The sequence below is a fragment of the Glycomyces lechevalierae genome (assembly GCF_027622945.1).
GTDB lineage: Bacteria > Actinomycetota > Actinomycetes > Mycobacteriales > Micromonosporaceae > Glycomyces > Glycomyces rutgersensis.
Genome location: NZ_JAPZVQ010000021.1, coordinates 24,494 through 48,905 on the forward strand (window position 1 = coordinate 24,494; position 24,412 = coordinate 48,905).

At 71.3% G+C, this 24,412-nt stretch carries 23 protein-coding genes; 13 read left to right on the forward strand and 10 right to left on the reverse strand.

The genetic code is table 11. The features are described from left to right. Positions 1–37 precede the first annotated feature (37 nt). The 6 genes from O2L01_RS23330 (at position 38) to O2L01_RS23355 (ending at position 5,412) form a co-directional block, all read left to right on the forward strand. A complete protein-coding gene (locus O2L01_RS23330; RefSeq protein WP_270124448.1) occupies positions 38–1,027 on the forward strand; it encodes an aldo/keto reductase in 990 nt (329 codons plus the stop codon). After that, positions 1,024–1,872 (forward strand): amidohydrolase family protein, encoded by an 849-nt coding sequence (locus O2L01_RS23335; RefSeq protein ID WP_270124449.1) that lies wholly within the window; start codon positions 1,024–1,026, stop codon positions 1,870–1,872. The genes O2L01_RS23330 and O2L01_RS23335 overlap by 4 nt, the downstream gene beginning before the upstream one ends. Continuing rightward, the gene (locus O2L01_RS23340; protein ID WP_270124450.1) at positions 1,869–2,699 is read left to right on the forward strand and encodes a fumarylacetoacetate hydrolase family protein; all 831 of its coding nucleotides are present in this window, start codon (positions 1,869–1,871) and stop codon (positions 2,697–2,699) included. The genes O2L01_RS23335 and O2L01_RS23340 overlap by 4 nt, the downstream gene beginning before the upstream one ends. Continuing rightward, entirely contained in the window at positions 2,696–3,985 is a 1,290-nt protein-coding gene (locus tag O2L01_RS23345; RefSeq protein ID WP_270124451.1) for an enolase C-terminal domain-like protein, read from the forward strand. Before O2L01_RS23340 ends, O2L01_RS23345 begins: the two co-directional genes overlap by 4 nt. Beyond that, positions 3,985–4,722 (forward strand): SDR family NAD(P)-dependent oxidoreductase, encoded by a 738-nt coding sequence (locus O2L01_RS23350; RefSeq protein ID WP_270124452.1) that lies wholly within the window; start codon positions 3,985–3,987, stop codon positions 4,720–4,722. The genes O2L01_RS23345 and O2L01_RS23350 overlap by 1 nt, the downstream gene beginning before the upstream one ends. A gap of 243 nt (positions 4,723–4,965) precedes the next feature. Then, positions 4,966–5,412, forward strand: coding sequence for a peptidase inhibitor family I36 protein (locus O2L01_RS23355; RefSeq protein ID WP_270124453.1), 447 nt, complete (start codon positions 4,966–4,968; stop codon positions 5,410–5,412). 104 nt (positions 5,413–5,516) lie between these two features. Here the strand turns inward: O2L01_RS23355 and O2L01_RS23360 are convergent, their stop codons facing one another. Beyond that, positions 5,517–6,509 (reverse strand): GlxA family transcriptional regulator, encoded by a 993-nt coding sequence (locus O2L01_RS23360; protein ID WP_270124455.1) that lies wholly within the window; start codon positions 6,507–6,509, stop codon positions 5,517–5,519. 141 nt (positions 6,510–6,650) lie between these two features. Between O2L01_RS23360 and O2L01_RS23365 the strand changes: the two genes are divergently transcribed. Continuing rightward, positions 6,651–7,241 (forward strand): isochorismatase family protein, encoded by a 591-nt coding sequence (locus tag O2L01_RS23365; protein WP_270124456.1) that lies wholly within the window; start codon positions 6,651–6,653, stop codon positions 7,239–7,241. A 241-nt stretch (positions 7,242–7,482) separates the two neighbouring features. Here O2L01_RS23365 and O2L01_RS23370 read toward each other — a convergent pair whose 3' ends face one another. Then, positions 7,483–7,998 carry a hypothetical protein gene (locus O2L01_RS23370; RefSeq protein WP_270124457.1) on the reverse strand — a complete coding sequence of 172 codons (516 nt, stop codon included), beginning with the start codon at positions 7,996–7,998 and terminating at the stop codon, positions 7,483–7,485. 101 nt (positions 7,999–8,099) lie between these two features. Between O2L01_RS23370 and O2L01_RS23375 the strand changes: the two genes are divergently transcribed. Beyond that, positions 8,100–8,561: a nuclear transport factor 2 family protein gene (locus O2L01_RS23375; RefSeq protein ID WP_270124458.1), complete on the forward strand. Its 462-nt coding sequence runs from the start codon at positions 8,100–8,102 to the stop codon at positions 8,559–8,561. A 124-nt stretch (positions 8,562–8,685) separates the two neighbouring features. After that, the gene (locus O2L01_RS23380; protein ID WP_270124459.1) at positions 8,686–9,426 is read left to right on the forward strand and encodes a maleylpyruvate isomerase N-terminal domain-containing protein; all 741 of its coding nucleotides are present in this window, start codon (positions 8,686–8,688) and stop codon (positions 9,424–9,426) included. Positions 9,427–9,451: 25 nt separating this feature from the next. On the opposite strand, the gene O2L01_RS23385 is transcribed toward O2L01_RS23380, so the two are convergent. Next, positions 9,452–9,817 (reverse strand): MerR family transcriptional regulator, encoded by a 366-nt coding sequence (locus tag O2L01_RS23385; protein ID WP_270124460.1) that lies wholly within the window; start codon positions 9,815–9,817, stop codon positions 9,452–9,454. A 56-nt stretch (positions 9,818–9,873) separates the two neighbouring features. Here O2L01_RS23385 and O2L01_RS23390 point away from each other — a divergent pair, with 56 nt between their 5' ends. Both O2L01_RS23390 and O2L01_RS23395 read left to right on the forward strand, forming a co-directional pair. Next, a complete protein-coding gene (locus tag O2L01_RS23390) occupies positions 9,874–11,046 on the forward strand; it encodes an alkene reductase (RefSeq protein ID WP_270124461.1) in 1,173 nt (390 codons plus the stop codon). A 255-nt stretch (positions 11,047–11,301) separates the two neighbouring features. Beyond that, positions 11,302–12,333 carry a phosphatase PAP2 family protein gene (locus O2L01_RS23395; RefSeq protein ID WP_270124462.1) on the forward strand — a complete coding sequence of 344 codons (1,032 nt, stop codon included), beginning with the start codon at positions 11,302–11,304 and terminating at the stop codon, positions 12,331–12,333. Here O2L01_RS23395 and purM read toward each other — a convergent pair. From purM to O2L01_RS23410, 3 genes are all read right to left on the reverse strand, one after another. Next, positions 12,299–13,420: a phosphoribosylformylglycinamidine cyclo-ligase gene (gene purM, locus O2L01_RS23400; protein ID WP_374727666.1), complete on the reverse strand. Its 1,122-nt coding sequence runs from the start codon at positions 13,418–13,420 to the stop codon at positions 12,299–12,301. The two genes, O2L01_RS23395 and purM, sit on opposite strands and share 35 nt — an antisense overlap. Continuing rightward, positions 13,375–14,892 carry an amidophosphoribosyltransferase gene (gene purF, locus O2L01_RS23405; protein WP_270124464.1) on the reverse strand — a complete coding sequence of 506 codons (1,518 nt, stop codon included), beginning with the start codon at positions 14,890–14,892 and terminating at the stop codon, positions 13,375–13,377. Before purF ends, purM begins: the two co-directional genes overlap by 46 nt. 321 nt (positions 14,893–15,213) lie before the next feature. Next, on the reverse strand, positions 15,214–17,151 hold the full coding sequence (locus O2L01_RS23410; protein ID WP_270124465.1) for a carboxypeptidase regulatory-like domain-containing protein: 1,938 nt from the start codon (positions 17,149–17,151) through the stop codon (positions 15,214–15,216). Positions 17,152–17,527: 376 nt separating this feature from the next. Between O2L01_RS23410 and O2L01_RS23415 the strand changes: the two genes are divergently transcribed. After that, positions 17,528–17,866: a sterol carrier family protein gene (locus tag O2L01_RS23415; protein ID WP_344469300.1), complete on the forward strand. Its 339-nt coding sequence runs from the start codon at positions 17,528–17,530 to the stop codon at positions 17,864–17,866. An 84-nt stretch (positions 17,867–17,950) separates the two neighbouring features. Here O2L01_RS23415 and purL read toward each other — a convergent pair whose 3' ends face one another. The 4 genes from purL to purB all read right to left on the reverse strand — a co-directional run bounded on the left by purL (position 17,951) and on the right by purB (position 22,690). Then, positions 17,951–20,227, reverse strand: coding sequence for a phosphoribosylformylglycinamidine synthase subunit PurL (gene purL / locus O2L01_RS23420; protein WP_270124467.1), 2,277 nt, complete (start codon positions 20,225–20,227; stop codon positions 17,951–17,953). Further along, a complete protein-coding gene (purQ, locus tag O2L01_RS23425; RefSeq protein WP_270124468.1) occupies positions 20,224–20,922 on the reverse strand; it encodes a phosphoribosylformylglycinamidine synthase subunit PurQ in 699 nt (232 codons plus the stop codon). Before purQ ends, purL begins: the two co-directional genes overlap by 4 nt. Then, entirely contained in the window at positions 20,919–21,164 is a 246-nt protein-coding gene (gene purS / locus O2L01_RS23430; protein ID WP_205324642.1) for a phosphoribosylformylglycinamidine synthase subunit PurS, read from the reverse strand. Before purS ends, purQ begins: the two co-directional genes overlap by 4 nt. 107 nt (positions 21,165–21,271) lie before the next feature. Further along, positions 21,272–22,690 (reverse strand): adenylosuccinate lyase, encoded by a 1,419-nt coding sequence (purB, locus tag O2L01_RS23435; RefSeq protein WP_270124470.1) that lies wholly within the window; start codon positions 22,688–22,690, stop codon positions 21,272–21,274. 427 nt (positions 22,691–23,117) lie between these two features. On the opposite strand from purB, the gene purD reads away from it, so the two are divergent. Beyond that, on the forward strand, positions 23,118–24,338 hold the full coding sequence (gene purD, locus O2L01_RS23440; protein ID WP_270124471.1) for a phosphoribosylamine--glycine ligase: 1,221 nt from the start codon (positions 23,118–23,120) through the stop codon (positions 24,336–24,338). Positions 24,339–24,412: the final 74 nt, after the last annotated feature.

Genomic DNA, 24,412 nt, shown 5'->3' on the forward strand with positions numbered 1-24,412 from the left:
CGCCGCAACGCCCCTTTTGCTCCCATTGGAGGCCACCGTGGTCGGAGACCGGCACGCACTCCCCGCCCGCACGCTCGGCGACACGGACGTGTCCGTGACCGCCGTCGGACTCGGCTGCGCGCCGCTCGCAGGGCTCTTCACGCCCGTCGACCCGGCCGTCGCCGCCGCCACCGTCGACGCCGCCTGGAACGGGGGCGTGCGGCACTTCGACACCGCCCCGCACTACGGCGCCGGGCTCTCCGAGGAGCGACTCGGGAGCGCTCTCGCGGGCCGCCCGCGCGACGCGTTCACCGTGTCCACCAAGATGGGCCGCGTCCTCGTCGACCACGAAGGGCCCTGGGACATCTGGGGCGAGCCCAACGGCAAGGCCTCGTCCTTCGACTTCTCCTACCGCGGCACGCACGACGCCCACCTCGGCAGCCTCGAGCGCCTCGGCACCGACCGCGTCGAGATCGGCCTCATCCACGACCCGGACGACCACCGGGACGAGGCCCTCGCCGGGACGCACAAGGCCCTCACCGAACTCAAGGCCGCGGGGCGCATCGGCGCCGTCGGGATCGGCATGAACTCCACCGAGGCCGCCGCCGATCTGCTCTCGCGGGCCGATTTCGACGTGGCGCTCATCGCCGGGCGCTACACCCTGCTCGACCAGTCCGCCCTGGACCGGCTCTACCCCCTCTGCGTCTCGCGCGGCGTCTCAGTGATCGCCGCGGGCGTCTTCAACTCCGGGATCCTCGCGGACCCGAAGCCGGGAGCGCGGTTCAATTATGCGGAGGCGGACCGACGACTCGTGGAGCGTGCGCAGGCGATCGCCGCGATCTGCGACCGGTACGACACCCCGCTGCGCGCGGCCGCGCTGCAGTTCCCGGCCGCCCACCCCGCCGTCGCGTCGATCCTCGTCGGCGCGCGCAACCCCGAAGAGGTCGACGACGCCCTCGCGATGTACGCCCACCCCATTCCCGGCGCGCTGTGGCGAGACCTCAAGCGGGCCGGGCTGCTGGCCGAGGAGGCACCCGTACCGTCATGAGCGCTCCCGTGATCGACGCGCACCACCATCTGTGGACCGCCGACTACCCCTGGCTCGCGAGCGAACCGGAGCTCGCGCCGATCCGCCGCGACTACGGCGTCAACGACCTCCGCGCCAACCTGAAGGACGCCGGGGTCGACCGCACGATCCTGGTCGAAGCGGACTGGGGCCACCCGTCCGAGACCGTCGAGTTCCTGCACCTCGCCGGGGCCGTGGACGAGATCGCCGGGGTCGTCGGCTTCATCGACCTCCTCGACCCGCACCTCGCGAACACCTTGTCGCGCTATGCGAACCACCCCCGCGCCCGCTTCCTCGTGGGCCTGCGCGACCAGGTCCAGGGCCGCCCCGACCCGGACTTCCTGGCCCGGCCCGAAGTGATCACCGCACTCAGGGCCGTCGCGGGCACCGTGCCCACCTTCGACCTGGTCGTGCGTGTGGACCAGCTCCCGGCCGCCGCGAAGGCCGCCGCCGCCGTCCCCGAGCTCGGGTTCGTGCTCGACCACCTCGGCAAGCCCCAGGTGCGCGACGGCGACGCCGGCCTCAAGGCCTGGCGGGAGGCCGTCACTCCGCTCGCCAAGCAGCCCAACGTGACCGCGAAGCTCTCCGGGCTCGTCACCGAGGCCGACTGGCGGCACTGGACCCCGAACGACCTGCGGCCGTTCGTCCAGACCGCCCTCGAACTCTTCGGACCCGACCGCCTCATGTTCGGCTCCGACTGGCCCGTCTGCGAACTGGCCGCCACGTACACCCGCGTCAAGGACGCCCTCACCGAAGTCCTCGGGCGCACCGACCCGGACGTCTTCGGCGGCACCGCCGCCCGGACCTACCAGCTAGGAGAGTCATGAAGTACCTGCGCATCGGACAGCCCGGCCTCGAGACCCCCGTGGCCCTCGCGGACGGCAAGTACTACGACCTCTCCGGGCCGATCGGGGACATCGACGGCGAGTTCTTGGAGCGCGGGGGCATCGCGACCACCGCGGGCTTCCCCGAGATCGACATCGCGGGGCAGCGCATCGCGCCGCCGATCGCCAAGCCCGCCGCGATCGTGTGCATCGGCATGAACTACGCCGCGCACTGCGCCGAGTCCGGCGCCGAGCCGCCCGCCGAGCCGGTGGTGTTCTACAAGCACCCCAACACGATCGTGGGCCCGCAGGACGAGGTCCAGATCCCCCGGAAGTCCACCCGCACGGACTGGGAGGTCGAGCTGGGCGTGGTCCTCGGCAAGCGCGCGTCCTATCTGGAGTCCGAGGAGGCGGCGCTCGACTGCATCGCCGGGTTCGTCGTCGCGAACGACCTCTCCGAGCGCGAGTTCCAGATCGAGCGCTCGGGCGGCCAGTTCTCGAAGGGCAAGGCCTGCCCCACGTTCACCCCGCTCGGCCCGTACCTCGTCACCCCTGACGAGATCGACGACGTGCAGGCACTGCGCATGTGGTCCAAGGTGAACGGCGAGATCCGCCAGGACTCGAACTCGAAGGACATGATCTTCTCGGTGGCCCGCATCATCCACCACATGTCCCAGTTCATGGCCTTCGACGCGGGCGACCTGCTGCTCACCGGCACCCCCGAGGGCGTCGCGCTCTCCGGCCGCTTCCCGTACCTCAAGGCCGGCGACGTCGTCTCCGTGGGCATCGAAGGCCTGGGCCACACCGAGAACCCCACGGTGCAGGCGTGACGATCACGGCCGTGGACGTCATCGACGTCCGCTTCCCGACCTCGCGCAGCCTCGACGGCTCGGACGCGATGAACCCCGATCCCGACTACTCGGCCGCCTACGTCGTGCTCCACGCCGACGACGGCCGCGAGGGCCACGGGTTCACGTTCACGATCGGGCGCGGCAACGACATCTGCTGCGCCGCGATCGAAACGCTCAGCGAGTACGTGATCGGCGCCGATGTGGACGGTCCGGCCGCGCTCGGCGACCTGTACAGGCGGCTCACGCACGACTCGCAGATCCGCTGGCTCGGCCCCGAGAAGGGCGTCATGCACCTCGCGGCCGCCGCCCTGGTCAACGCCGCGTGGGACCTCGCCGCGCGCCGCGCCGGGCTGCCGCTGTGGAAGTACCTCTCCGGGCTCACCCCCGAGGAGATCGTCGCGTGCGTCGACTGGCGGTACCTCACGGACGCCCTCACTCCCGAAGCGGCCCTTGCCATCCTGCGCGAGGCCGAGGAGGGCAAGGCCGAGCGGATCGCCGAGATCGAGCGGGACGGCTACCCGGCCTACACCACCTCCCCCGGCTGGCTCGGCTACGACGACGAGAAGGTCGTGCGCCTCGCCCGCGAGGCCGTCGCCGAGGGGTACACGCAGATCAAACTCAAAGTGGGCGCGGACCTGGAGGACGACCGCCGCCGCTTCGCCGCCGCGCGCTCGGCCGTCGGCCCCGGCATCCGGATCGCGGTCGACGCGAACCAGCGCTGGGACGTCGACCAGGCCGTGGAGTGGACGAAGGCCCTCGCCGAGTTCGACCCGTGGTGGATCGAGGAGCCCACGAGCCCGGACGACGTGCTCGGGCACGCCGCCATCCGCAAGCGCCTGGCCCCCATCAAGGTCGCGACCGGCGAGCACGTCCACAACCGGGTCATGTTCAAGCAGCTGCTCCAGGCCGGCGCGATCGACTTCCTCCAGTTGGACGCCGCGCGCGTCGCCGGCGTGAACGAGAACCTGGCGATCCTGCTGCTGGCCAAGCACTTCGGCGTCCCGGTCTGTCCGCACGCGGGCGGAGTGGGCCTGTGCGAACTCGTCTGCCATCTGTCCATGTTCGACTACACCTCGGTCAGCGCGACCATGGACGACCGCGTGATCGAGTACGTCGACCACCTGCACGAGCACTTCACCGCGCCCACGGTGATCGAGAACGGCCGCTACCGGGCCCCGACCGAACCGGGCTTCTCCGCAGAGATGAAGCGGGACAGCCTGATCCGGTTCTCCTACCCGCATGGTCCTGAATGGAGGAGCAACTGATGACCGGCTTCGAAGGCCTGACCGTCGTGATCTCCGGAGGCGCCTCCGGCATCGGCGCCGCGACCGCTGACGCGTTCGCCGCCCGCGGCGCGAACGTGGCGGTGCTCGACCTCAACGCGAACGAGCGGCACTGGTCCCACAAGTGCGACGTGGCCGACGACAACCAGGTGCGCCTGGCCGTCGCCGCCGCCAAGGAGCACTTCGGGGGCATCGACATCGTGGTGAACAACGCCGGGATCGGCGCGGTCGGCACCGTCGAGGAGAACTCCGACAAGCAGTGGTTCCGCGTCCTCGACGTGAACCTCCTCGGCATGGTCCGCCTCTCCCGCGCGTGCCTGCCGCACCTGCGCGAGTCCGCGGCCCCGGCGATCGTGAACACCACCTCGATCGCCGCCCTCACGGGCCTGGTCAACCGCGCCCTCTACTCGGCGTCGAAGGGCGCGGTCCACTCGCTCACCCTCGCGATGGCCGCCGACCATGTGGCCGAAGGGATCCGCGTCAACTGCGTCAGCCCCGGCACGGCCGACACGCCGTGGGTGCAGCGCCTGCTCGACCAGGCCGAGGACCCGGCCGCCGAGCGCGCCCGGCTCGAGCAGCGCCAGCCGACCGGCCGCCTCGTGAGCCCCGAGGAGGTCGCGGCCGCGGTCGTCTACCTCGCCGACCCCCACAACAAATCGCTCACCGGCACGAGCCTCGCGGTCGACGGCGGCCTCGCCGGACTCCGCATCGTTCGTTAGAGCATTATTCGCTAAGATTCCATTAGGGAACATTCGAGTTCTCTTGCAGCACAAGGGCGCAGCGGATTCACTTCCGCTGCGCCCAGTTGCTTTTCCGCCCGGATAGAGCGTTGATTCACAGCAGACATCCTGCGCCCCATCAGGACGCGTTATTGGAGCGCGCGGAAGACCGCAAACCAGCGGTATTCGTGCCGGAAACCGATAATGCGGCGTAACGAGCGCCGCCGGGCGAAAGGGATATCCATGAGCAGCGAGAACACGACCACGATGAAGCGCCGCCTGGCATCCGGCGCGGCCATGGCCGGCGTCGCCGTGATCGCGGGTCTGGGCCTGACCGCCGGGTCGGCGCAGGCCGAGTCCACCACCGAGGCCGAGACCAGGGCCGGCGGCTGCGCCGACAACTACGTCTGCATGTGGGAGGACTCCAACTACAGCGGCGACAAGTGGGTCAACTGGCGCGTCGGCTCGGTCGGGACCGTCTACGAGGTCGACGGCTGGGACGGCGACAACGAGATCTCCTCGATCTCGAACGAGTCGGGCCGCACCCTGAAGCTCTACGCGGACGACGGCGCCACCGGCGCCTGGATCTGCTTCGGTCCCGAGACCGACGTCCGGAACCTGAGCGACCTCGGCGGCGGCCGCAGCTTCAACGACCAGATCGAGAGCTTCAAGGTCGTCTCCGCCTGCTAACCGCCTGAACCGTGCCGCGGCGGCAAGGCGCCGCCGCCGCGACACCTCGGACCGCAATGCGAGAGGCCGCCTCGGGAGGGTGTTCCCGGGGCGGCCTTCACCGTTCAGGCAGTCGTGAGGCGGAAGCGGTCGCGGTAGGCCGTCGGCGTCGTGTCGAGGACGCGGCGGAAGGCCCGGACCAGGGTGTCCGTGGTCCCGAACCCGCAGGTGGTGGCGACCCGGTCGAGGGTGTCGTCGGTGGTCTCCAGACGGTTGCGCGCCGCCTCGACCCGCGCGGACTCGATGTAGGCGCGCGGGGTCATCCCCAACTCGGACTTGAAGATCCGGGTGAGCTGGCGCTCGCTCACGTGCGCTTCGGCGGCCAGGCCCGCCACGGTCAGCGGCTCGGCCAGATGCCGGGTGATGAAGTGGCGCAGCAGGTCCACGCGCCGCGTCGTCGACACCGGCGCGAGGGAGACGCTGAACTGGCTCTGCCCGCTCGGCCGCTTCAGGAACATGACGAGTTGCCGGGCGACCTTGAGCGCCAGCTCCTCGCCGAAGTCGTCCGCGACCAGCGCCAGCGAGAGGTCGAGGCAGGCGGTGAGCCCGGCGCCGGTCCAGATGTCGCCGTCGCGGATGAAGATCGGGTCGGCGTCGACCTCCACCTCCGGGTGCTCGGCCGCGAGCTGGGCCGCGGTCGACCAGTGGGTGGTGGCGCGGCGGCCTTCGAGCAGGCCCGCGGCGGCCAGCACATGGGCGCCGACGCAGACGGACGCGACCCGGCGCGTGCGCCCGGCGAGGCGCCGGACCCATTCGACCACAACGGGATCGGCGAGGGCGCGCACCCGCTTCGCGCCGTCGACCTCCACCGAGCCGGGCACGATGAGCGTGTCGATCGAGCGCCGCGCGACCTCCTCGAAGGTGGCGTCGGGCAGCACGCGGACCCCGGCCGAGGTCCGCACCGGGTCCATCGTCGCGGAGGCGAGCACGACCTCGTAGCCGGTGTCGGCCTCGAGTTCACGGCGCAGCAGCGCGAACACCTCCGGCGGGCCGGTGACGTCGAGCAGGTCGATGCGGTCGAAGAGCACGACGACCACGAGTCGCTTGGCGGGGCTCACGGCTCCTCCGTTCCGGGCGTCGGCAACTGATGTCGGTTTCTGCACCTTACCCGTCATTGCCGACATCGGCGAATCGCCGTAGCGTTGGCACCGGCCCCTTCGAGCGGCCTGAAACCCACGTTCACCAGGAGGAACACCGCCATGCCCTCACCCACGCTCCGCACCCTCGCCGGCGCCGACGAGACCCCCGCCGCGCTCGCCGACGCGACGCTGATCCTCGTCGACTACCAGAACACCTACACGCGCGGCGTCATGGAGCTGACCGGCTGGCGCCCCGCGCTCGACAACGCCGCCGCCCTCCTCGCGGCCGCCCGCGAGGCCGGGACGACCGTGATCCACGTGCAGCACGACGGCGGCGAGGGCTCCCACTACGACATCCGCACCGACCTCGGCGCGATCCACCCCGCGGTCGCACCCGTCGACGGCGAGGCCGTCGTGGTCAAGGGCGCCCCGAACTCCTTCGTGGGCACCGAACTCGGCGAGCTGGTCGACGCGGCCGGGCACACCGACGTGATCGTCATCGGGTTCATGACCCACATGTGCGTCACCTTCACCGCCGAGGGCGCGGCCCTGCGCGGCAACCGCCCGACCGTCGTCGCCGACGCCTGCGCCACCCGCCCCCTCGCCACGGCCGTCGCCGAAGTGACCCCCGAGCAGCTGCACGCCAGCGCCCTCGCCACGATCGCCGACGCCTACGGCGTGGTCGTCCCCACCGCCGCCCACCTCAAGTAGCGACTCGTCGATGCGGCGCACCTCGTTGCGCCGCATCGATACCGCCTTCGCGCCGCCAGCCGGTGTCGGTGCCGGCCTCGGACACCCGCCCGCGCAGCGGTCGCCGTGCCCGCCGACCACCTCGAGCGGAACGCAGCGGACTCGGCCGCGCCGATGGTGGACACGGCCGGGTTCGAGCGGCAGTCAGCCAGCGCCCAGGCGCTGCTGCGGGCCCTGACTACTGCGCCATCTGGCGGGACGCTCAGCCGCCCGCGCCCGCGCCCGGGGCCGAAGGCCTTGGGGCGGTGTCCTTCTCGCCGATCGCGGCCGCGACTTCCTTGATCGCGCTTCGGATCAGGTCGCCGTACGGCCCCTCGGGCAGGGCCGGGGCGGCCTGGTCGGCCGCGTCGATGTGGGCTCGGGCGGCCTCAAAGGAGCCGAGGCGGCGGTAGTCGTCGGCGAGGTTGAGGTGCAGGGACGGGTAGAAACCGGCGATCGCGAGCCCGGCGTGATGGGCTTGCACGCGTTCGTCGGTCGCGGCGTCGGCGGCGTCGAGGGCCCGCACGTCCCAGGCGAGCGCCTGCGCGGCGTCCTCGTAGAGGTCGGCCGTCGAGTGCGCGAGCGTGCACCGGTGCAGAGGATCGCCAGTGACGCCGATCCGCGTCCACAGGTCGAGCATCGCCTCGCGGGCGGCGGCGGTGTCGCCGTTCTGGCCTCGCATCACGGCCTGGCCGATGGCGTCCATGATCGGGTCGGGAGCGGCGGGAGTTTCGGTCACGGGCCCATGGTCCGTGACGGGTACGACATTGCTCCCCGACCTGTCATATCGCGTGGCGCTATTCGGTCCTGTGTGCAGCAACCGATAGGAAGGATCCCGCCATGACCGACTTCCAGGCCATCGCCGACCGCGTCGAGATCGAGGCGCTGCGGGCCGAGTTCTCCGACGCGACCATGATGCGCGACTACGACCGGCTCGCCTCGCTCTTCACCGAGGACGGCGCGCTCCGCATGCCGAACATCCCCGTCGAACTCGTGGGCCGCGGGCAGATGCTCGCGTGGGGCCGGCTCGCACCCACCAAGTGGCGCTATTTCATCCAGACCTCGCATCCGGGCGTGATCGTGCTCGAAGGCGACACCGCTACCGGGCGCACCTACATCCAGGAGCTCATCGAGCTCAATGACGAGAGCGGCCACCAGAACATCGCGATCTACCACGACCGCTATGCGCGGACCGCGGACGGCTGGAAATTCTCCGAGCGGGTCTACGAGGTCCGCTACCGCGACGACGCCCCGCTCGACGGCGAGGGAGCCATCGTTTCCGTTCCGGCGCAAGGTGTCTGAGTCCGGATCGCGGCGGCCGTGACCTGCGGTCGCGCGTCGCGGAGACCGATCGGAGGTGGTAGCGGCCTGAACGCGGGGGACCTGGAGGGAGCGCCGGGTCACAGTCGCGGATAGGCTGGGAAGCATGGATGCTGCGTCGTTTCTCCGCCATTTCCGGCGCGAACTCGACGCGTTCGGCGCCTGCCTGGCCGGCGGTGACCTGGACGCGCCGATCGAGCACGGGGACGAGGTCCGGACCCTCGCCGAACTCGCCGCGCACGTGGGCACCGCGAACCTGTTCGCCGCCGCGGCCGTGACCGACTGGGACGGCCGGCCCGAGCCGCCCGACGGGACCCCGCCGAAGGTCCCCGAGGACCGGTACGAGCTGACGCGCTGGGTCGACGGCACCGGCGAGGTGCTGCTCATGGCGCTGGACATCGACCCCGAGGCGCCTGCGTGGGGCTACTACACGCCGCCGACCGCGGGCTACTGGCAGCGCTCGCGCTCGGTCGCGATGATGCTGCACCGGTGGGACGCGGAGCGGGCCATCGAGGGGACGGGCACCGGCGAAGCAGGCAGAGCCGAGGCGGGCCCGCTCGACCCCGAGCTGGCGTGCGAGGGGATCTCCGAGGTCTTCGACGTGCTGGCGCCCCGGCAGATCGGGCGCGGGAAGGCCTGGCCGCCGGACGTGTGCATCCGCTTGGAGGCCACGGACACCGACGACTGGTGGGTCTTCGGCCCCGGCGAGCCGGTCGCCGACATCCGGGGCACCGCAGGCGATCTCCTGCTCCTCCTGCGCGGCAGGCGAACCCCTGCCGACGACGTCTTCCACTGGACCGGCGATCGCAACGCCGCCCTCGCAGTCCTCAAGGGCCCCTTGACGTAAGAACGGGGGGCGAGGGCTTCGCGGCTCAGACCCCGCTCGGGGTCGCGGCCGCGATGACCTCGTCGAGGATGTCGCGGGTCCGGAGCATGTCGGCGATGGCGCGGTCGATGCGTTCGCGTTCGGCCATGAGCTCCATCGCGAGTGTGGCCGTGGCCGACTCGTTGGGGCCGCCGTCGTGGTCGTGCATGCAGGGCAGGATCGAGTCGATGGTGCGGCTGTTCAGCCCCGCCGCGTACAGCACCTGGATCCGGATCACCCGGTCGACCGCCCGCTCGGGGTACTCGCGGTGCCCGCCCGGGGTACGTTCGGAGGCGAGCAGGCCCTGCTCCTCGTAGTAGCGCAGCGACCTGACGCTGACGCCCGTCCGGCGGGCGAGTTCCCCGATTCGCATGGCGTGCCTCACAATCCCTTGAATCTGACATTGGTGTCAGGTTCTACGGTACCGGCATGACGTACGAAACCGCATCCTCCGCAACCGCTCCTTCCGAGACCGCCCCCGAATCCGCGGTCCAGCGCCTCTTCGAGCCCGCCCGCATCGGCGCGCTCGACCTGCCGAACCGGCTGGTCATGCCGCCGATGAGCCGCAACCGCGCGGCCGCCGGCGGCGTCCCCACGCCGCTCATGGCCGAGTACTACGCGCAGCGCGCCTCCGCCGGCCTCATCGTCGCCGAAGCCAGCTCCCCCAGCCAGGTCGGCTACACCTACCCCGACATCCCCGGCATCTTCACTGAGTCTCAAGTGGACGGTTGGCGGCAGGTCACCGACGCCGTGCACGCCGCCGGCGGCCGCGTCTTCCTCCAGATCGAGCACGGCGGCCGCATCGGCCACCCCGACACCAGCGGCCTGATCCCCTTGGCGCCCTCCCCGATCGCGCTGCCCGGGTACATCCACACTCCGAAGGGCCACGGCGAACCCGTCGTCCCCCGCACCATGACCACCGAGGACATCCGCGACACCGTCGCCGACTTCGCCGCCGCCGCCCGCAACGCGATCCGCGCCGGCGCCGACGGCGTCGAAGTCCACGCCGCCAACGGCTACCTGCTCAACCAGTTCCTCGCCACCAGCACCAACCACCGCACCGACGAGTACGGCGGCTCGATCGAAGGCCGCATCAAGTTCGTGGTCGAGGTCGTCGCGGCCGTCACGGCCGCGATCGGCGCCGAACGCACCGGCCTGCGCCTCTCGCCCGGCAACCCCCACAACGGGATCGAGATGGACGACGCCGACGAGCTGTTCCCCGCCCTGCTCGACGCCCTCGCCCCGCTCGGCCTCGCGTACCTCCACCTCGCGTACGCCAGCCCCACACCGCTGTTCGCGGAGCTGCGCCGACGCTGGCAGGGCGTGCTCATCGCCAACCCCTCGAATCCCGAGGCGCCCGAAGCGGATCCGATCCCCGCGGACGGGGGGCTGGCCGCGGCGGCGCGGATCCTGGAGGCGGGCGCGGACCTCGTCGCGATCGGCCGCCCGTTCATCGCCAACCCGGACCTGCCCGAGCGGCTGCGGGGCCGCGCGCCCCTCAATCCACTCCGTACCGACCTGCCGCTGTACGGCGGCGGCGCGGCAGCCTACACGGACTACCCTGTGATGAACGCCTCCGACACGCACCCGGTTTCGGCTTGAGCCGCAGGCGATGCCGGTCACGGCCACGGTCACAGGGGCGTCTCGGTGGAACGTGACCGGTATCGCGGAGTATCGGTGCAGCTCAATCAGGCTGCGTCCCAAACCACACCATATATACCGACCTGATAACAAATTCGGTCCAGTTCGGGTGTGGCGGCATCAAAATTCACTTTCGCAGGCGAACATCCATCTATGCCTTCTGAATCGAACCGGTCGACGACCGCGCGCAGGAGCGCGGGGATCACGGACCGAGGTGTGACTGTCCGTGACGATGCGTTCGTCGGACAGATCATCACGCCGCTGCGCCGCTACATCCCCGTGGGCTGGTTCGACTGGGAACCGTACGGGAAGCGCCCCAAGAGCTGGTGGCCCGACCTCTTCATGTTCCTGGGCTTCCTCGCGCTCGCGTTCTTCGTGAGCTACCCGTCGTGGCTCGTGCACCTCGACCTCGAGGTGCGCCTGTGGGCCGTGGACGCCAACGACCTCGAATGGCTGACCGCGGTCGCCAGGGGCGGGGCCGAGTTCGGCCAGGCGCGCACGGTGGCCACGGTGACGCTGCTCATCGCGATCTGGTGCGCGCTGCGGTCCCGGTCGATCCGGCCGCTGCTGATGTACGTCATCTCGTTCATCACCCTGGCGAGCATCCTCGGCCTCAAGCACCTGCTGGGCCGGCCGCTCTCGCAGCACCCGTTCAAACTGCTGGAGGTCTCGCCCGAGGGGCCGATGCTCTTCACCTACCACGCGGAGGGCGGCGGCGCCATCGTCGACGCGACGGCGTTCCCCTCCGGGCACGCCGTGAACTCGATCCTGCTGTTCGGCCTCATCGTGATGCTCATCGGCCACGTCATCCCCGCGTGGGCGCGCTGGGCGCTGCTCATCGCCCCGCCGGTCATCGTCTTCACCTCGCAGGTGTACCTCGGCCAGCACTGGCTCTCGGACGAGCCGGCCGGGTTCCTGCTGGGCCTCATCATCATCCGCAGCGCCAAGCGCGTGCCGTGGCACACGATCCCGCTCGGCCCGCTCAAGGTCTTCGACCCGGCGACGCGCCGCACCATCCTGATCTCGGTGCTGCTCATCCTCGGCGTCATGCTCACGCCGACCCTGCACCTGATCCCGGCGCTGATCTCCGCCGCGGTCCTGCCGACCCTCGGCCTGATCTGGCTGTGGCTCAGCACGAAGGCGAAGCAGCACCGGGAGGCGCTCGAAGCGGCCGAGGCGGAAGGGCCGGGTCCCGAAGGGGACCCGGAGATCCCTAGCCAGCCGTCAGATAGTCACCCGAAAGCTTGACGCCGGCGTCGCCCTCGGCCACCTCGCCGATGGTCCAGGCCTCGACGTGGCGGGCGGTGAGCACCGCCAGCGAGCGGTCCACCTGGTCGGGGGCGACGATGGCGACCATGCCGATGCCCATGTTGAAGGTCCGCTCCATCTCCTCGGCGCCGATGCCGCCGATGCGCTGGACGACGTCGAACACGGGGTTCGGGGCCCAGGTGCCGCGGTCGACCTCGATCTGGAGGCCCTCGGGGACGGACCGCACGAGGTTCCCGGCGATGCCGCCGCCGGTGATGTGCGCGAAGGCGTGCACGTCGCACTCCTTGGCGAGCTCGAGGCAGTCCTTGGCGTAGATGTGGGTCGGGGTCAGCAGCTCCTCGCCGAGGGTCCGCTGGTTGCCGAACTCGGGCACCACGGTGCCCAGGTCCATCTTGCCGACGCCGAACAGGGCCTCGCGCACGAGCGAGAAGCCGTTGGAGTGGACGCCGGAGGCGCGCATGGCGATCGCGACGTCGCCGGGCTTGACGCGCTCGGGGCCGAGCAGCTGGTCGGCCTCGACGACGCCCACGCCGGTGGCGGAGATGTCGTAGTCGTCGGGCTTCATGACGCCCGGGTGCTCGGCGATCTCGCCGCCGATGAGCGCGCAGCCGGCGTACCGGCAGCCGTCCGCGATGCCCGCGCCGATGTCGGCGATCTTCTCCGGCACGACCTGGCCGGTGGCGATGTAGTCAAGGAGGAACAGCGGCTCGGCGCCGCACACGACGAGGTCGTCGACGACCATCGCGACGAGGTCGATGCCGACCGTGTCGTGGATGTCCATCTTCTGGGCGATGACGAGCTTGGTGCCCACGCCGTCGGTCGAGGAGGCCAGCAGCGGCTTCTTGTACTTCTCGGTGTCGAGCGCGAACAGCCCCGCGAACCCGCCGATGCCGCCGACCACCTCGGGCCGGACGGTCTTCTTGATCAAGGGCTTGAGGGCGTCGACCGCCCGGTCGCCGGCGTCGATGTCGACGCCCGCGGACTGGTAGGAGATGGTCCTCGGAGTGGTGGTGCCGCTGCTCACGCTGTGGTCCCTTCCCGCACTTGCGTGCTCGCTTCGGTCGATCGCTGGGTGCCGGGCTTCGCTGCCTGCGGCGCTTCCATGAGGTGCTTGCCGATGAGGTCGGAAGCGGGCAGTTCGATGGGGTACTGGCCGTCGAAGCAGGCCATGCAGAGCCGGGACGCGGGCTGCTCGGTGGCGCGGACCAGGCCGTCCATCGAGACGTAGCCGAGCGAGTCGGCGCCGATCTGGGCGCGGATGCCGTCGGTGTCGAGCGATCCGGCGATGAGCTCGGCGCGGGTGGCGAAGTCGATGCCGTAGAAGCACGGCCACTTGACCGGCGGCGCGGAGATGCGGATGTGGACCTCGACCGCGCCGGCCTCGCGGAGCATCCGGACGAGGGCGCGCTGGGTGTTGCCGCGCACGATCGTGTCGTCGACGATGACCAGGCGCTTGCCCTTGATCTGGTCCACAAGCGGGTTGAGCTTCAGGCGGATGCCCAACTGCCGCAAGGACTGCGAGGGCTGGATGAAGGTGCGGCCCACGTACTGGTTCTTGGTGAAGCCCTGGCCGTAGGGGATCCCGGACTCCTCCGCGAACCCGATCGCGGCCGGGATGCCGGACTCGGGGACGCCGATCACGAGGTCCGCCTCGGCCGGGTACTCGCGGGCGAGGGTGCGGCCGACCTCGACGCGGGTGGCGTAGACGTTGCGCCCGGCCAGCTTCGTGTCGGGGCGGGCGAGGTAGACGTACTCGAAGAGGCAGCCCTTGGGCTCGGGGTTCGCGAACCGGGTGGAGCGCAGGCCGTGCTCGTCGATGGTGAGCAGCTCGCCGGGCTCGACCTCGCGCACGAAGTGTGCGCCGATCGTGTCGAGCGCGGCGGTCTCGGAGGCGACGGCCCAGCCGGAGGCGAGGCGGCCGAGGACGAGCGGGTGCACGCCCTGCGGGTCGCGGGCGGCGTACAGCGTGTTCTCGTCCATGAAGACCAGGCAGAACGCGCCGCGGAGCTGCGGGAGCACGCGCTCGGCGGCCGCGGCGACGGACTCGTCCGGGTGCGCGGCCAGCAGGGCGGTGATCAGGTGGGTGTCGGAGGTGGTGGTGCCCATGTCGATGCCCAGCCGGTCGACCTCTTTGAGGAGGTCGGCGGTGTTCACCAGGTTGCCGTTGTGCGCCAAGGCGATCGCGGTGCCCGTGGAGGTGGACCGGATGGTCGGCTGGGAGTTCTCCCAGGTGGGGGCGCCGGTGGTGGAGTAGCGGGCGTGGCCGATGGCCAGGTGCCCCTGCAGGGGGGCGAGCGTGGACTCGTCGAAGACCTGGGCGACGAGCCCGAGGTCCTTGTAGACGACGGTGCGCGCGCCGTCGGAGACGGCGATGCCCGCGGCCTCCTGGCCGCGGTGCTGGAGCGCGTAGAGCCCGAAGTACGTGAGTTTCGAGACCTCTTCCCCGGGGGCCCAGATGCCGACGACGCCGCAGGCGTCGCGGGGGCCGGGATTGTCGGGATCGAGTTCCGTGGTGAGTCGACCGTCACCTCGGGCCACTGCAACTCCTCAGTTTGCTGGGCTGATTCGATGGCTCACGAGTTGCGCCAGTGCATGCACCGAGATGCCTGCAACTTCGCCATCTGGCGGAACCGCCAGTCACAGTCTATCGGACCTGCGGGAAGTCGCCACCGTCCAACAACGGGCGATGTGGGCCGGACCCCTCGTTGAAGAGGTGAAACTCGCCGCATACCGGCTGAGGGAGGCCTGTTTCACCCGGCCGTGAACGTGGTCACCAAAGGCGCCGGCGGCCCCCTCCGGAACGCGGAACGCCGTGCCGGGCGGGGCCCGGCACGGCGCTTTCGTCTGTCGGACTGGCGGTTACCAGGATCGGGGACGGTCGTCCCACTCGCCCCAGTTGCGGCGGTCGGTCCGCTTCGAGTCCGGGTCTTCGCCCTCGCGGTTCGGCTCGCTGCCGTACGGCGCGGGCGGCTGCTGCGGCTGGTCGCCGTACTGCGGCATCGCGCGGGTGGCCCCGAAGTCGCCGGTGGGCGGCGGGGGCTGCTCCTGCGGCGCGTACGGGTCGCGGCGCATCGACTGGCTCGAGTACGGGTCGCCGCTGTTCGGCGGCGCGCTCCGGGGGGCGCTCGGCGGGGCGCTCGGCGAGCCGTGTGCGCCGTAGCCCTGCTGGCCGCCCTGCGGCGCACTGTAGTTCTGCGAGCCGGGGCCGTACTGGGGCGCGCTGGGCGAACCCTGCGGGCCGTAGCTCTGGTCGCGCGGGGCGCTCGGCGCGCTGTAGCCCTGCTCCTGGGCCGCGTTGCCCGGGTGCGGGTCGAACATCGACCCGGTCGCGGGCGGCGGCGTCGGGGCCGGGTGCGGGCGCGTGGAACCCAAGTCGCCGTAGGGACTCGGCGAGCCCGCCGGGGACGGCCCCGGGTGCGGCCGGGTCGCGGCGGGGTCGGCATAGGGGTTCACAGGCGCTGCGGGGTTCGGCGGGGCCGAAGGGCTCGGGTGCGGGCGCGTGGCGTCGCCGTACGGGCTCGGCGGCGCGGCCGGCGGCGGCGAGCCGAGGTTTGCCTGCGGCATGATCTGCGTGGCGTCGGAGGCGCCGGGCCCGCCGGGCTGCTTGACGACCGGGAGGATCGTGGTGCCGTCGGGGCCGACCTGGCCGCCGGGCATCCCGGGCGCGGCGCCGAAGCCGCCCTGCGGCATGACCTGCGTCGAGTCCGACCCGCCGTAGGCGGGCCCGAACTGGGTCGGCGCGGCCGGGGCCCCGCCGACGAGGCCGCCGGGGTGGATCATCGTCGGCGCGTCGGCTTCGGGGCCGGGGGCGGCCTGGTAGACGCCGGGCGTCCCGACCTGGGCCGCGGTCGGCGTGTGGTCGGGCGGGGTGTCGGAGGCGAAGGTCTCGCCGTCGTCGTCCTTGTCGTCCTTGCCGCCGCGCAGCAGGAAGAAGATGCCGACGATGCCGCCGATGACCAGGAGCGCGCCGATGATGATGAGGAAGATGAGCGTGCCGGACATGCCGCCGCCGCTCTCCTTCGCGGCCGGGCTCGACTCGGCCTCGCTCGTGGCCGCGTCGGAGGTCGCCGCGTCGGTCGACGGCTCGGCGGCCTGGACCTTCGCGAGCGTGACGTTCAGCGTGTACGTCTGGCTGCCTTCGTTGACGGTGAGCTCTTCGTCCTTGTCCTCGAAGCCCTCGGCCGTGATGTGCAGCGTCATGTCGCCGGGGGCGATCGGCTTCGAGGCGTCGCCGGTGAACTCGTACTTGCCGCTGTCGTCGGTGGTGGCCTCGTGCTCGCCGCCCTCGCCGTCGGTCAGCTCGAGCTTGGCGCCCGGCACGGGTTCGGCGTTCGAGGTGACCTCGCCGCTGATCGTGGAGACCGTGGAGACGGTGGCGGTGCCGACGACGCTGAGGCCGCTGGACTGGCTCTGGCCCTCGAAGTCGACCGTGAAGCTCCCGTCCGCGGTCTCGCCGCTCGGCAGCTCGGACTCGGTGACGGTGGAGACGCTGAAGGAGATGGTCCGCTGCCCGCCGGGCTCGACCTGCGCGCACTTGACCTTGTCCGCGTCCTCGCGGGTGCAGAGGCCGGCGCCGCCGTCGTTGTCGATCGCGGAGATGTAGTCGTTGAGCCCGTCGACCTTCGCCTTGATCGAGATGTCCTTGGGCTGCACGGGGTTGTTGTTCATGACCGTGAACGAGATGACCGAGGCCTGCCCGCCCACGCTCACCGGGTTCGGGTTGAATCCCCCGTTGAACCAGCCGCCGACGTCCTGCGCGGCGGCCGCCTGCGGGAACGCGAGGAGACCGAGGAGCACACCGCCCGCCGCGGCGAGGCCGGCCAGGCGAGTGCGCAGGCCACCCCGTCTTCCGCGCCGGGACCGCGGGACGTTAGTCTGGGTCCCGCTCGGTTCGGCCGCTCCGGTCATCTACATCCCCTCCTGGGCATGTGCCATCCAGCGCCACTCGCGGCGATCTGCCACGGGCGGGCACGACGAACCCACGGAAGCGGGTCGTCGTCGCCACTATGCCTGGTCTCATTTCGGTCACGGGACCGGGGTGCAGGCACTGCGGCGTTCATGCGGCGCCCGGTCGCCCGAGCGCGTTCGCTTGAGCACGCCCGTTCGGCGACGTGCCGTAACGGGCAGTCTAACGTGGTTCGGAGGTCTCCTCGTGGACGCTGTGGTCGATGCCATGGCCGCGATCGACAACGGTGAAGCGCCCGATCGGGAGACGCTGAAAGGCGCCGTCCGGGAGCTGCTGCAGGCGCTCGCGGCGAAAGCCCCAGGTCATACCGTGGAAGTGCGCGTCCCGCCGTACGGCGCGGTGCAGTGCGTCGAGGGCCCGCGGCACCGGCGCGGCACGCCGCCGAACGTCGTCGAATGTCAACCGCTCGTGTTCGTGCTCCTCGCGACCGGCCGCAAGGGCTGGCGGGAGGCGCTCGCCGCCGGCGAGGTCTCGGCCTCGGGTCAGCGCGCCGACCTGAGCGACCTGCTGCCGCTCGCGGCGGCCACGGGGGAACCGCTCGGCTGAGCCATTGCGTGAGGCCTTCTCCTTATTACTTATGCGCGACCGCCCCGGGGCCGAAGCCCCGGGGCGGTCCACGTTCTTCCGGCGCTACTCGCCGAGCTGGGCGCCGATGCGGCCCTTCCAGGACGCTTCGAGTTCGGCGCGGCCGATGTCGAAGTGGTCCCGCAGGTGCAGGCCGTCGGTGTTCGCGTCGGTCACGCCGAGCGGCGTGATCGGCAGGGCGCGCTGCTCGCAGGCGGTGCGCACGGCCAGTTCCTGGCCGCGCGGGATGACCACGAGCACCCGTCCGGAGGATTCCGAGAACAGGTACGTGAACGGGTCAGCGCCTTCGGGCAGGAGGATCTGCGCGCCGAGCCCGGAGTGGCAGATGGCCTCCACGAGCGTCTGCGCGAGCCCGCCCTCGGAGAGGTCGTGCGCGGCGGCGAGCTGCTCGGTCTCGGCCAGGCGGGACATGAGCTCGGCGAGCTTCATCTCGTGGTCGAGGTCGACGATCGGCGGGACGCCGCCGAGGTGGCCGTGCTTGACGGAGGCCCATTCGGAGCCGGAGAGCTCTTCGCGGGTCTCGCCGATGAGCGCGATGGTGTCGCCGGTCTTGCCGAGCCCCAGGGGGATGCGGCGGCGGACGTCGCCGATCACGCCGAGCACGCCGATGACGGGCGTCGGGTGGATGGCGTCGCGGCCGGTCTGGTTGTAGAACGAGACGTTGCCGCCGGTGACGGGGATGTCGAGCTTCTGGCAGCCGTCGGCGATGCCGGTGACGGCCCGCTCGAACTGCCACATGACGTGCGGGTCCTCGGGCGAGCCGAAGTTGAGGCAGTCGCTGATGGCGATCGGGGTGGCGCCGGTGACGGCGACGTTCCGGTAGGCCTCGGCGAGCGAGAGCTGCGCGCCCACGTACGGGTCGAGCCGCGCGAAGCGGCCGTTGCCGTCGAGGGAGATCGCGATGCCGACGCCGGTGGTCTCGTCCAGGCGGACGACGCCGGCGTCGTGCGGCGTGCCGAGGACGGTGTTGCCGAACACCGAGGAGTCGTACTGCTCGGTGATCCAGGACTTGTCGCACAGGTTCGGGCTGGCGGCCATGTCGAGGACGGTCTGGCGGATCTCCTCATCGCTTGTGGGCCGCGGCAGGGTCTCGGCGCGGTCGACGGCGATGAGCTGCAGGTCGTTCGGTTCGGCGATGGGCCGGTGGTAGACCGGGCCCTCGTCGGCGAGCGACTTCGGCGGGACGTCCACGACGGTCTGGCCGTGGAAGTCGATCACGAGGCGGCCGGTGTCGGTGACGGTGCCGATCTCGGTGGCGAGCAGGCCCCAGCGGCGCGAGCGCGCGAGGACTTCCTCGGCCTTGGCGGGGTCGACGATGAGGAGCATCCGCTCCTGCGACTCCGAGGCGAGGATGTCCTGCGGCTCCATGCCCTTGGCGCGCAGCGGGACCAGTTCGAGGTCGACGTGCATGCCGCCGTCGCCGGCGGCCGCGGTCTCGCTGAGCGCGCAGGTGAGGCCGGCGCCGCCGAGGTCCTGGACGCCGACGACGAGGCCGGCGTCGAAGAGCTCGAGGCAGACCTCGATGAGCAGCTTCTCGGTGAACGGGTCGCCGACCTGCACGCTCGGGCGCGCGTCGTCCTCGCCCGATTCGGAGAAGGTGGCGGAGGCGAGCACGGAGACGCCGCCGATGCCGTCGCGGCCGGTCTTGGCGCCCAGCAGGATCACGGTGTTGCCGACGCCGCTGGCCTGCATGGACTGGAGGCGCGAGCGGGGCATGACGCCGACGCTGAGGGCGTTGACGAGCGGGTTGCCCTGGTAGCACGGGTCGAAGTAGGTCTCGCCGCCGATGTTGGGCAGGCCCACGCAGTTGCCGTAGTGGCCGACGCCGTCGACCACGCCCGGGAGGACCCGGGCGGTGTCGGGGTGGTCGATGGCGCCGAAGCGGAGGGAGTCCATGACCGCGATCGGGCGGGCGCCCATGGCGATGATGTCGCGGATGATGCCGCCGACGCCGGTGGCCGCGCCCTGCTTGGGCTCCACATAGGACGGGTGGTTGTGGGATTCGACCTTGAAGGTGACGGCGATGTTCTCGTCGATGGCGATCACACCGGCGTTCTCCCCGATCCCGGCCAGCAGGCGCGGGGTCTTCGGGTTCTTCTCGCCGAACTGGCGCAGGTGCACCTTGCTGGACTTGTACGAGCAGTGCTCGGACCACATGATCGAGTACATGGCGAGCTCGGACTGGGTGGGACGGCGGCCCAGGATCTCGCGGATCCGCTGGTACTCGTCCTCTTTCAGGCCCAGTTCGGCCCACGGCTGCTTCTCGTCCGGGGTCGCGTCGGCGACGCCGACCGTGTCGACCGCGACGTTGAGATGGCTCATCGGCTGACTCCACTGGTGTCGGCGGCCCCGGTGAGGTGGGCCAGGACGGAGGCGACGACGCCGAGCCCGTCGTCCGACGGGCCGGTCAGCTCGTCGACGGCGTGCTCGGGGTGGGGCATGAGGCCCACGACGTTCCCGGCCTCGTTGGTCACCCCGGCGATGTCGCGCATCGAGCCGTTCGGGTTGTCGAGGTACCGGAAGACCACGCGGCCGTCCGCCTCGAGCTCGTCGAGGACGGCCTCGTCGGCGACGTACCGGCCCTCGCCGTGCTTGGCGGGGAAGACCACTTCGGCGCCCGGCTGGTAGAGCCGGGTCCACGCGGTCCGCGAGGTCTCGACGCGCAGGCGCGCGGGACGGTTGCGGTAGCGCAGGTGGGCGTTGCGCACCAGCGCGCCGGGCAGCAGGTGCGATTCGCACAGCACCTGGAAGCCGTTGCACACCCCGAGGACGGGCATCCCCTGGGCGGCGGCGGCCTTCACGGTGTCCATCACCTGCGAGAAGCGGGCGATGGCTCCGCAGCGCAGCGAGTCCCCGTAGGAGAACCCGCCGGGCAGGAACACGGCGTCGACGCCCGCGAGGGCGGCGTCGTCGTGCCACAGCGCGACCGGCTCGCCGCCGGCCAGGCGCACCGCGCGGGCGGCGTCCCGGTCGTCGAGCGAGCCGGGGAAGGTCACGACCCCGATCCGCGCGCTCATGCGCCCTCGATGGACAGCGAGAAGCTCTCGATGACCGGGTTGGCCAGGAGCTGGTCGGCGATCACGCGCGACTGCTCCTCGACGTTCTGGGCGTTCTCGTCGAACTCGATCTCGACGCGCTTGCCGATCCGCACCGACGACACGTCGTTGACGCCGAGGCGGGGCAGCGCCCCGAGGACGGCCTCGCCCTGGGGGTCGAGGATTTCGGACTTCAGCATCACGTCGACCACTACACGGGCCACGGGCGCACTCCTGTCGGTCACATGGACGGGACAACAGGGCAAGCATATTCACCGGCCCTGACCAGGGCCAGTGCCGAGCTACGAGGACGGTGCCAGGTCACAGCGAGTCATAGGATGTTTCCCGGCCGGTAGGACGCGGCCTCGGGGTGCGATTTCGCCGCCAAAGCCACTCTTTCGGCGACGCGGTCCACCTGATCGCCTGCGGCGCCGATGAATTCACCCGGATTCGCGACGAGCGCGTCGAGGCCGGCCCGGTCGAGGGGCAGGCGCGGGTCGGCGGCGAGGCGGTCGAAGAGGTCGTTCTCGCGCTGGCCGCTCTCGCGCATGGCGCGGGCGACGGCGACGGCGTGCTCTTTGATGGCCTCGTGCGCGTCCTCGCGGCCCCCGCCCTGCTTGACGGCCGCCATGAGGACCTTTGTGGAGGTCAGGAAGGGGAGGTAGCGGTCGAGTTCGGCGCCGATGACGGCCGGGTAGGCCCCGAAGTTGTCGAGAATGGTGAGGAAGGTCTCATACAGGCCGTCGACGGCGTAGAAGAGGTCGGGGAGGGCGACGCGGCGGACCACCGAGCAGGAGACGTCCCCTTCGTTCCACTGGTCGCCGGCGAGCTCGCCGAGCATCGCCGCGTAGCCGCGCACGACGACGGCGAGGCCGTTGACGCGCTCGGAAGAGCGGGTGTTCATCTTGTGCGGCATGGCGGACGAGCCGACCTGGCCGGGCATGAAGCCCTCGGTGGCGAGCTCGGCGCCGGCCATGAGGCGGATCGTGATCGCGGCCGAGGAGGGCCCGGCGACGGCCTGGACGAGCGCGGAGCCGACCTCGTAGTCGAGCGAGCGCGGGTAGACCTGGCCGACCGAGTCCATGACGCGGTCGAAGCCGAGATGGTTCGCGACGCGGGTCTCGAGCTCGGCGAGTTTCGCGGTGTCGCCGTCGAAGAGGTCGAGCATGTCCTGCGCGGTGCCGACGGGGCCCTTGATGCCGCGCAGGGGGTAGCGCTTGAGGAGGTCCTCGATGCGGTCGAGGGCGGCGAGGAGCTCCTCGGCCCAGGTCGCGAACCGCTTCCCGAGGGTGGTGGCCTGGGCGGGCACGTTGTGGCTGCGTCCGGCCATGACGAGGTCGCGGTGCTGGGCGGCGCGGGCGGCGAGGCGCACGAGGGCGGCGACGAGGCGGTCGCGGACCAGTTCGAGGGACTGGCGGACCTGCATCTGCTCGACGTTCTCGGTGAGGTCGCGGCTGGTCATGCCCTTGTGGATGTGCTGGTGGCCGGCGAGATCGGAGAACTCCTCGATGCGGGCCTTCACGTCGTGCTTGGTGACGCGCTCGCGCTCGGCGATGGAGGCGAGGTCGACCTGGTCGAGCACGCGCTCGTAGTCGGCGATGACACCGTCGGGGACGGTGACGCCCAGGTCGTGCTGGGCCTTGAGGACGGCGAGCCAGAGGCGCCGCTCGGCCTTGATCTTGCCGACGGGGTCCCAGATGTCGCGCATCGAGGCGGAGGCATAACGCTCGGCGAGCACATTCGCAGTCACGCGGCAATGATGACACCCCGCGCGCACGGACCGGCATGGTCGGTCGCCGACGGTGACCCGCCCGGCGGCGGCTGCGGGCATACCCGCCCTAGTAAGGGTGGGTCACTGTCAGACCATCCCTAGCCCCCACCCACCCGGGGGACCGAACGTAGCTCCCACCGTCCCCGCCGGGTACGACGAAAACCCGGTCCCGGAGCGCCGATGTCACCCGAAAGAGGACACGGCCGCGAACCACGCCGGGTGCGCGGTCCCGAACGCGCCAGCCGTGCGACCGCCGGGGCCGCGCCCGGCATGCGGTCCCGAACCCGCCACCCGCGCCGAAACCGCCCGCCGAGACCCCCTGAAGTCGCGGGCGCGCAGTCCCGAGTTGCGGGAACCACTCGGCGTGGCGGTTAACCTGCACGTATCCGCCACGTAAACTGACCTTGTGCGAGTACTCCTGATCGGCTCCGGCGGCCGCGAGCACGCCCTCGCGGCGTCGCTGGCCGAGGACGAATCCGTCACCAAGCTCATCTGCGCCCCGGGCAACCCCGGCATGGCCGCCCTGGGCGACTGCGTGCCGGTGAACCAGACCGACCCGGCCGCCGTGGCCTCCCTGGCGGTGACCTCCGCGGCCGACCTCGTCATCGTCGGCCCCGAGGCCCCGCTCGTCGCGGGCGTCGCGGACGCGGTGCGCGCCAAGGGCATCCCGGTCTACGGCCCCAGCGGCGAAGCCGCCCTCATCGAGGGTTCGAAGGCCTTCGCGAAGGAGGTCATGGCCGCCGCGGGCGTCCCGACCGCCGCCGCGCGCGTCTGCAAGACCCGCGAAGAGGCCGAGGCCGCGCTCGACGAGTTCGGCGCGCCCTACGTCGTCAAGGACGACGGCCTCGCCGCCGGCAAGGGCGTCGTCGTCACCGACGACCGCGCCCAGGCCCTCGCGCACGCGCTCGAATGCGAGCGCGTCGTCATCGAGGAGTACCTCGACGGCCCCGAGGTCTCCCTCTTCGTCGTGAGCGACGGCACGCACGCGAAGGCGCTGCTGCCCGCCCAGGACTTCAAGCGCATCGGCGACGGCGGCACCGGCCCCAACACCGGCGGCATGGGCGCGTACACGCCGCTGCCGTGGGCCCCGGACGACCTCGTCGCCGAGATCATGGAGCGCGTCGCCGAGCCGACCCTCGCCGAGCTCGCCGGGCGCGGCATCCCGTTCGTCGGCACCCTCTACTGCGGCCTGGCCCTGACCTCGAAGGGCCTCAAAGTCGTCGAGTTCAACGCCCGCTTCGGCGACCCGGAGATCCAGGCGGTGCTCGCCCTCCTGGCGTCCCCGCTCGGCAAGCTGCTGCACGCGGCCGCGACCGGCAAGCTCGAGGACTTCGGCAACCTGTGGTGGCGCGAAGGCGCGGCCGTGTGCGTCGTCGTCTCCAACGAGGGCTACCCGGGGACCACGGTCACCGGCCGCCCGCTCTACGGCGCCGACGAGGCCGGGGTCTTCCACGCCGGCACCGCGCTCGACGCCTCCGGCCAGCTCATCGCCACCGGCGGCCGCGTCCTCAACTGCGTCGGCACCGGCGCCTCGGTCGCCCAGGCCCGCCAGGAGGCCTACTCGCTCGCCGAGGGCGTCAAGCTCGAAGGCGGCTACTACCGCAAGGACATCGCGGCCAACATCTAGGACCGCACCGCTGACACGAGGGCCGCGCCCGATCGGGCGCGGCCTTCGCGTCGTCTCCGGGCGATGCCATGCGA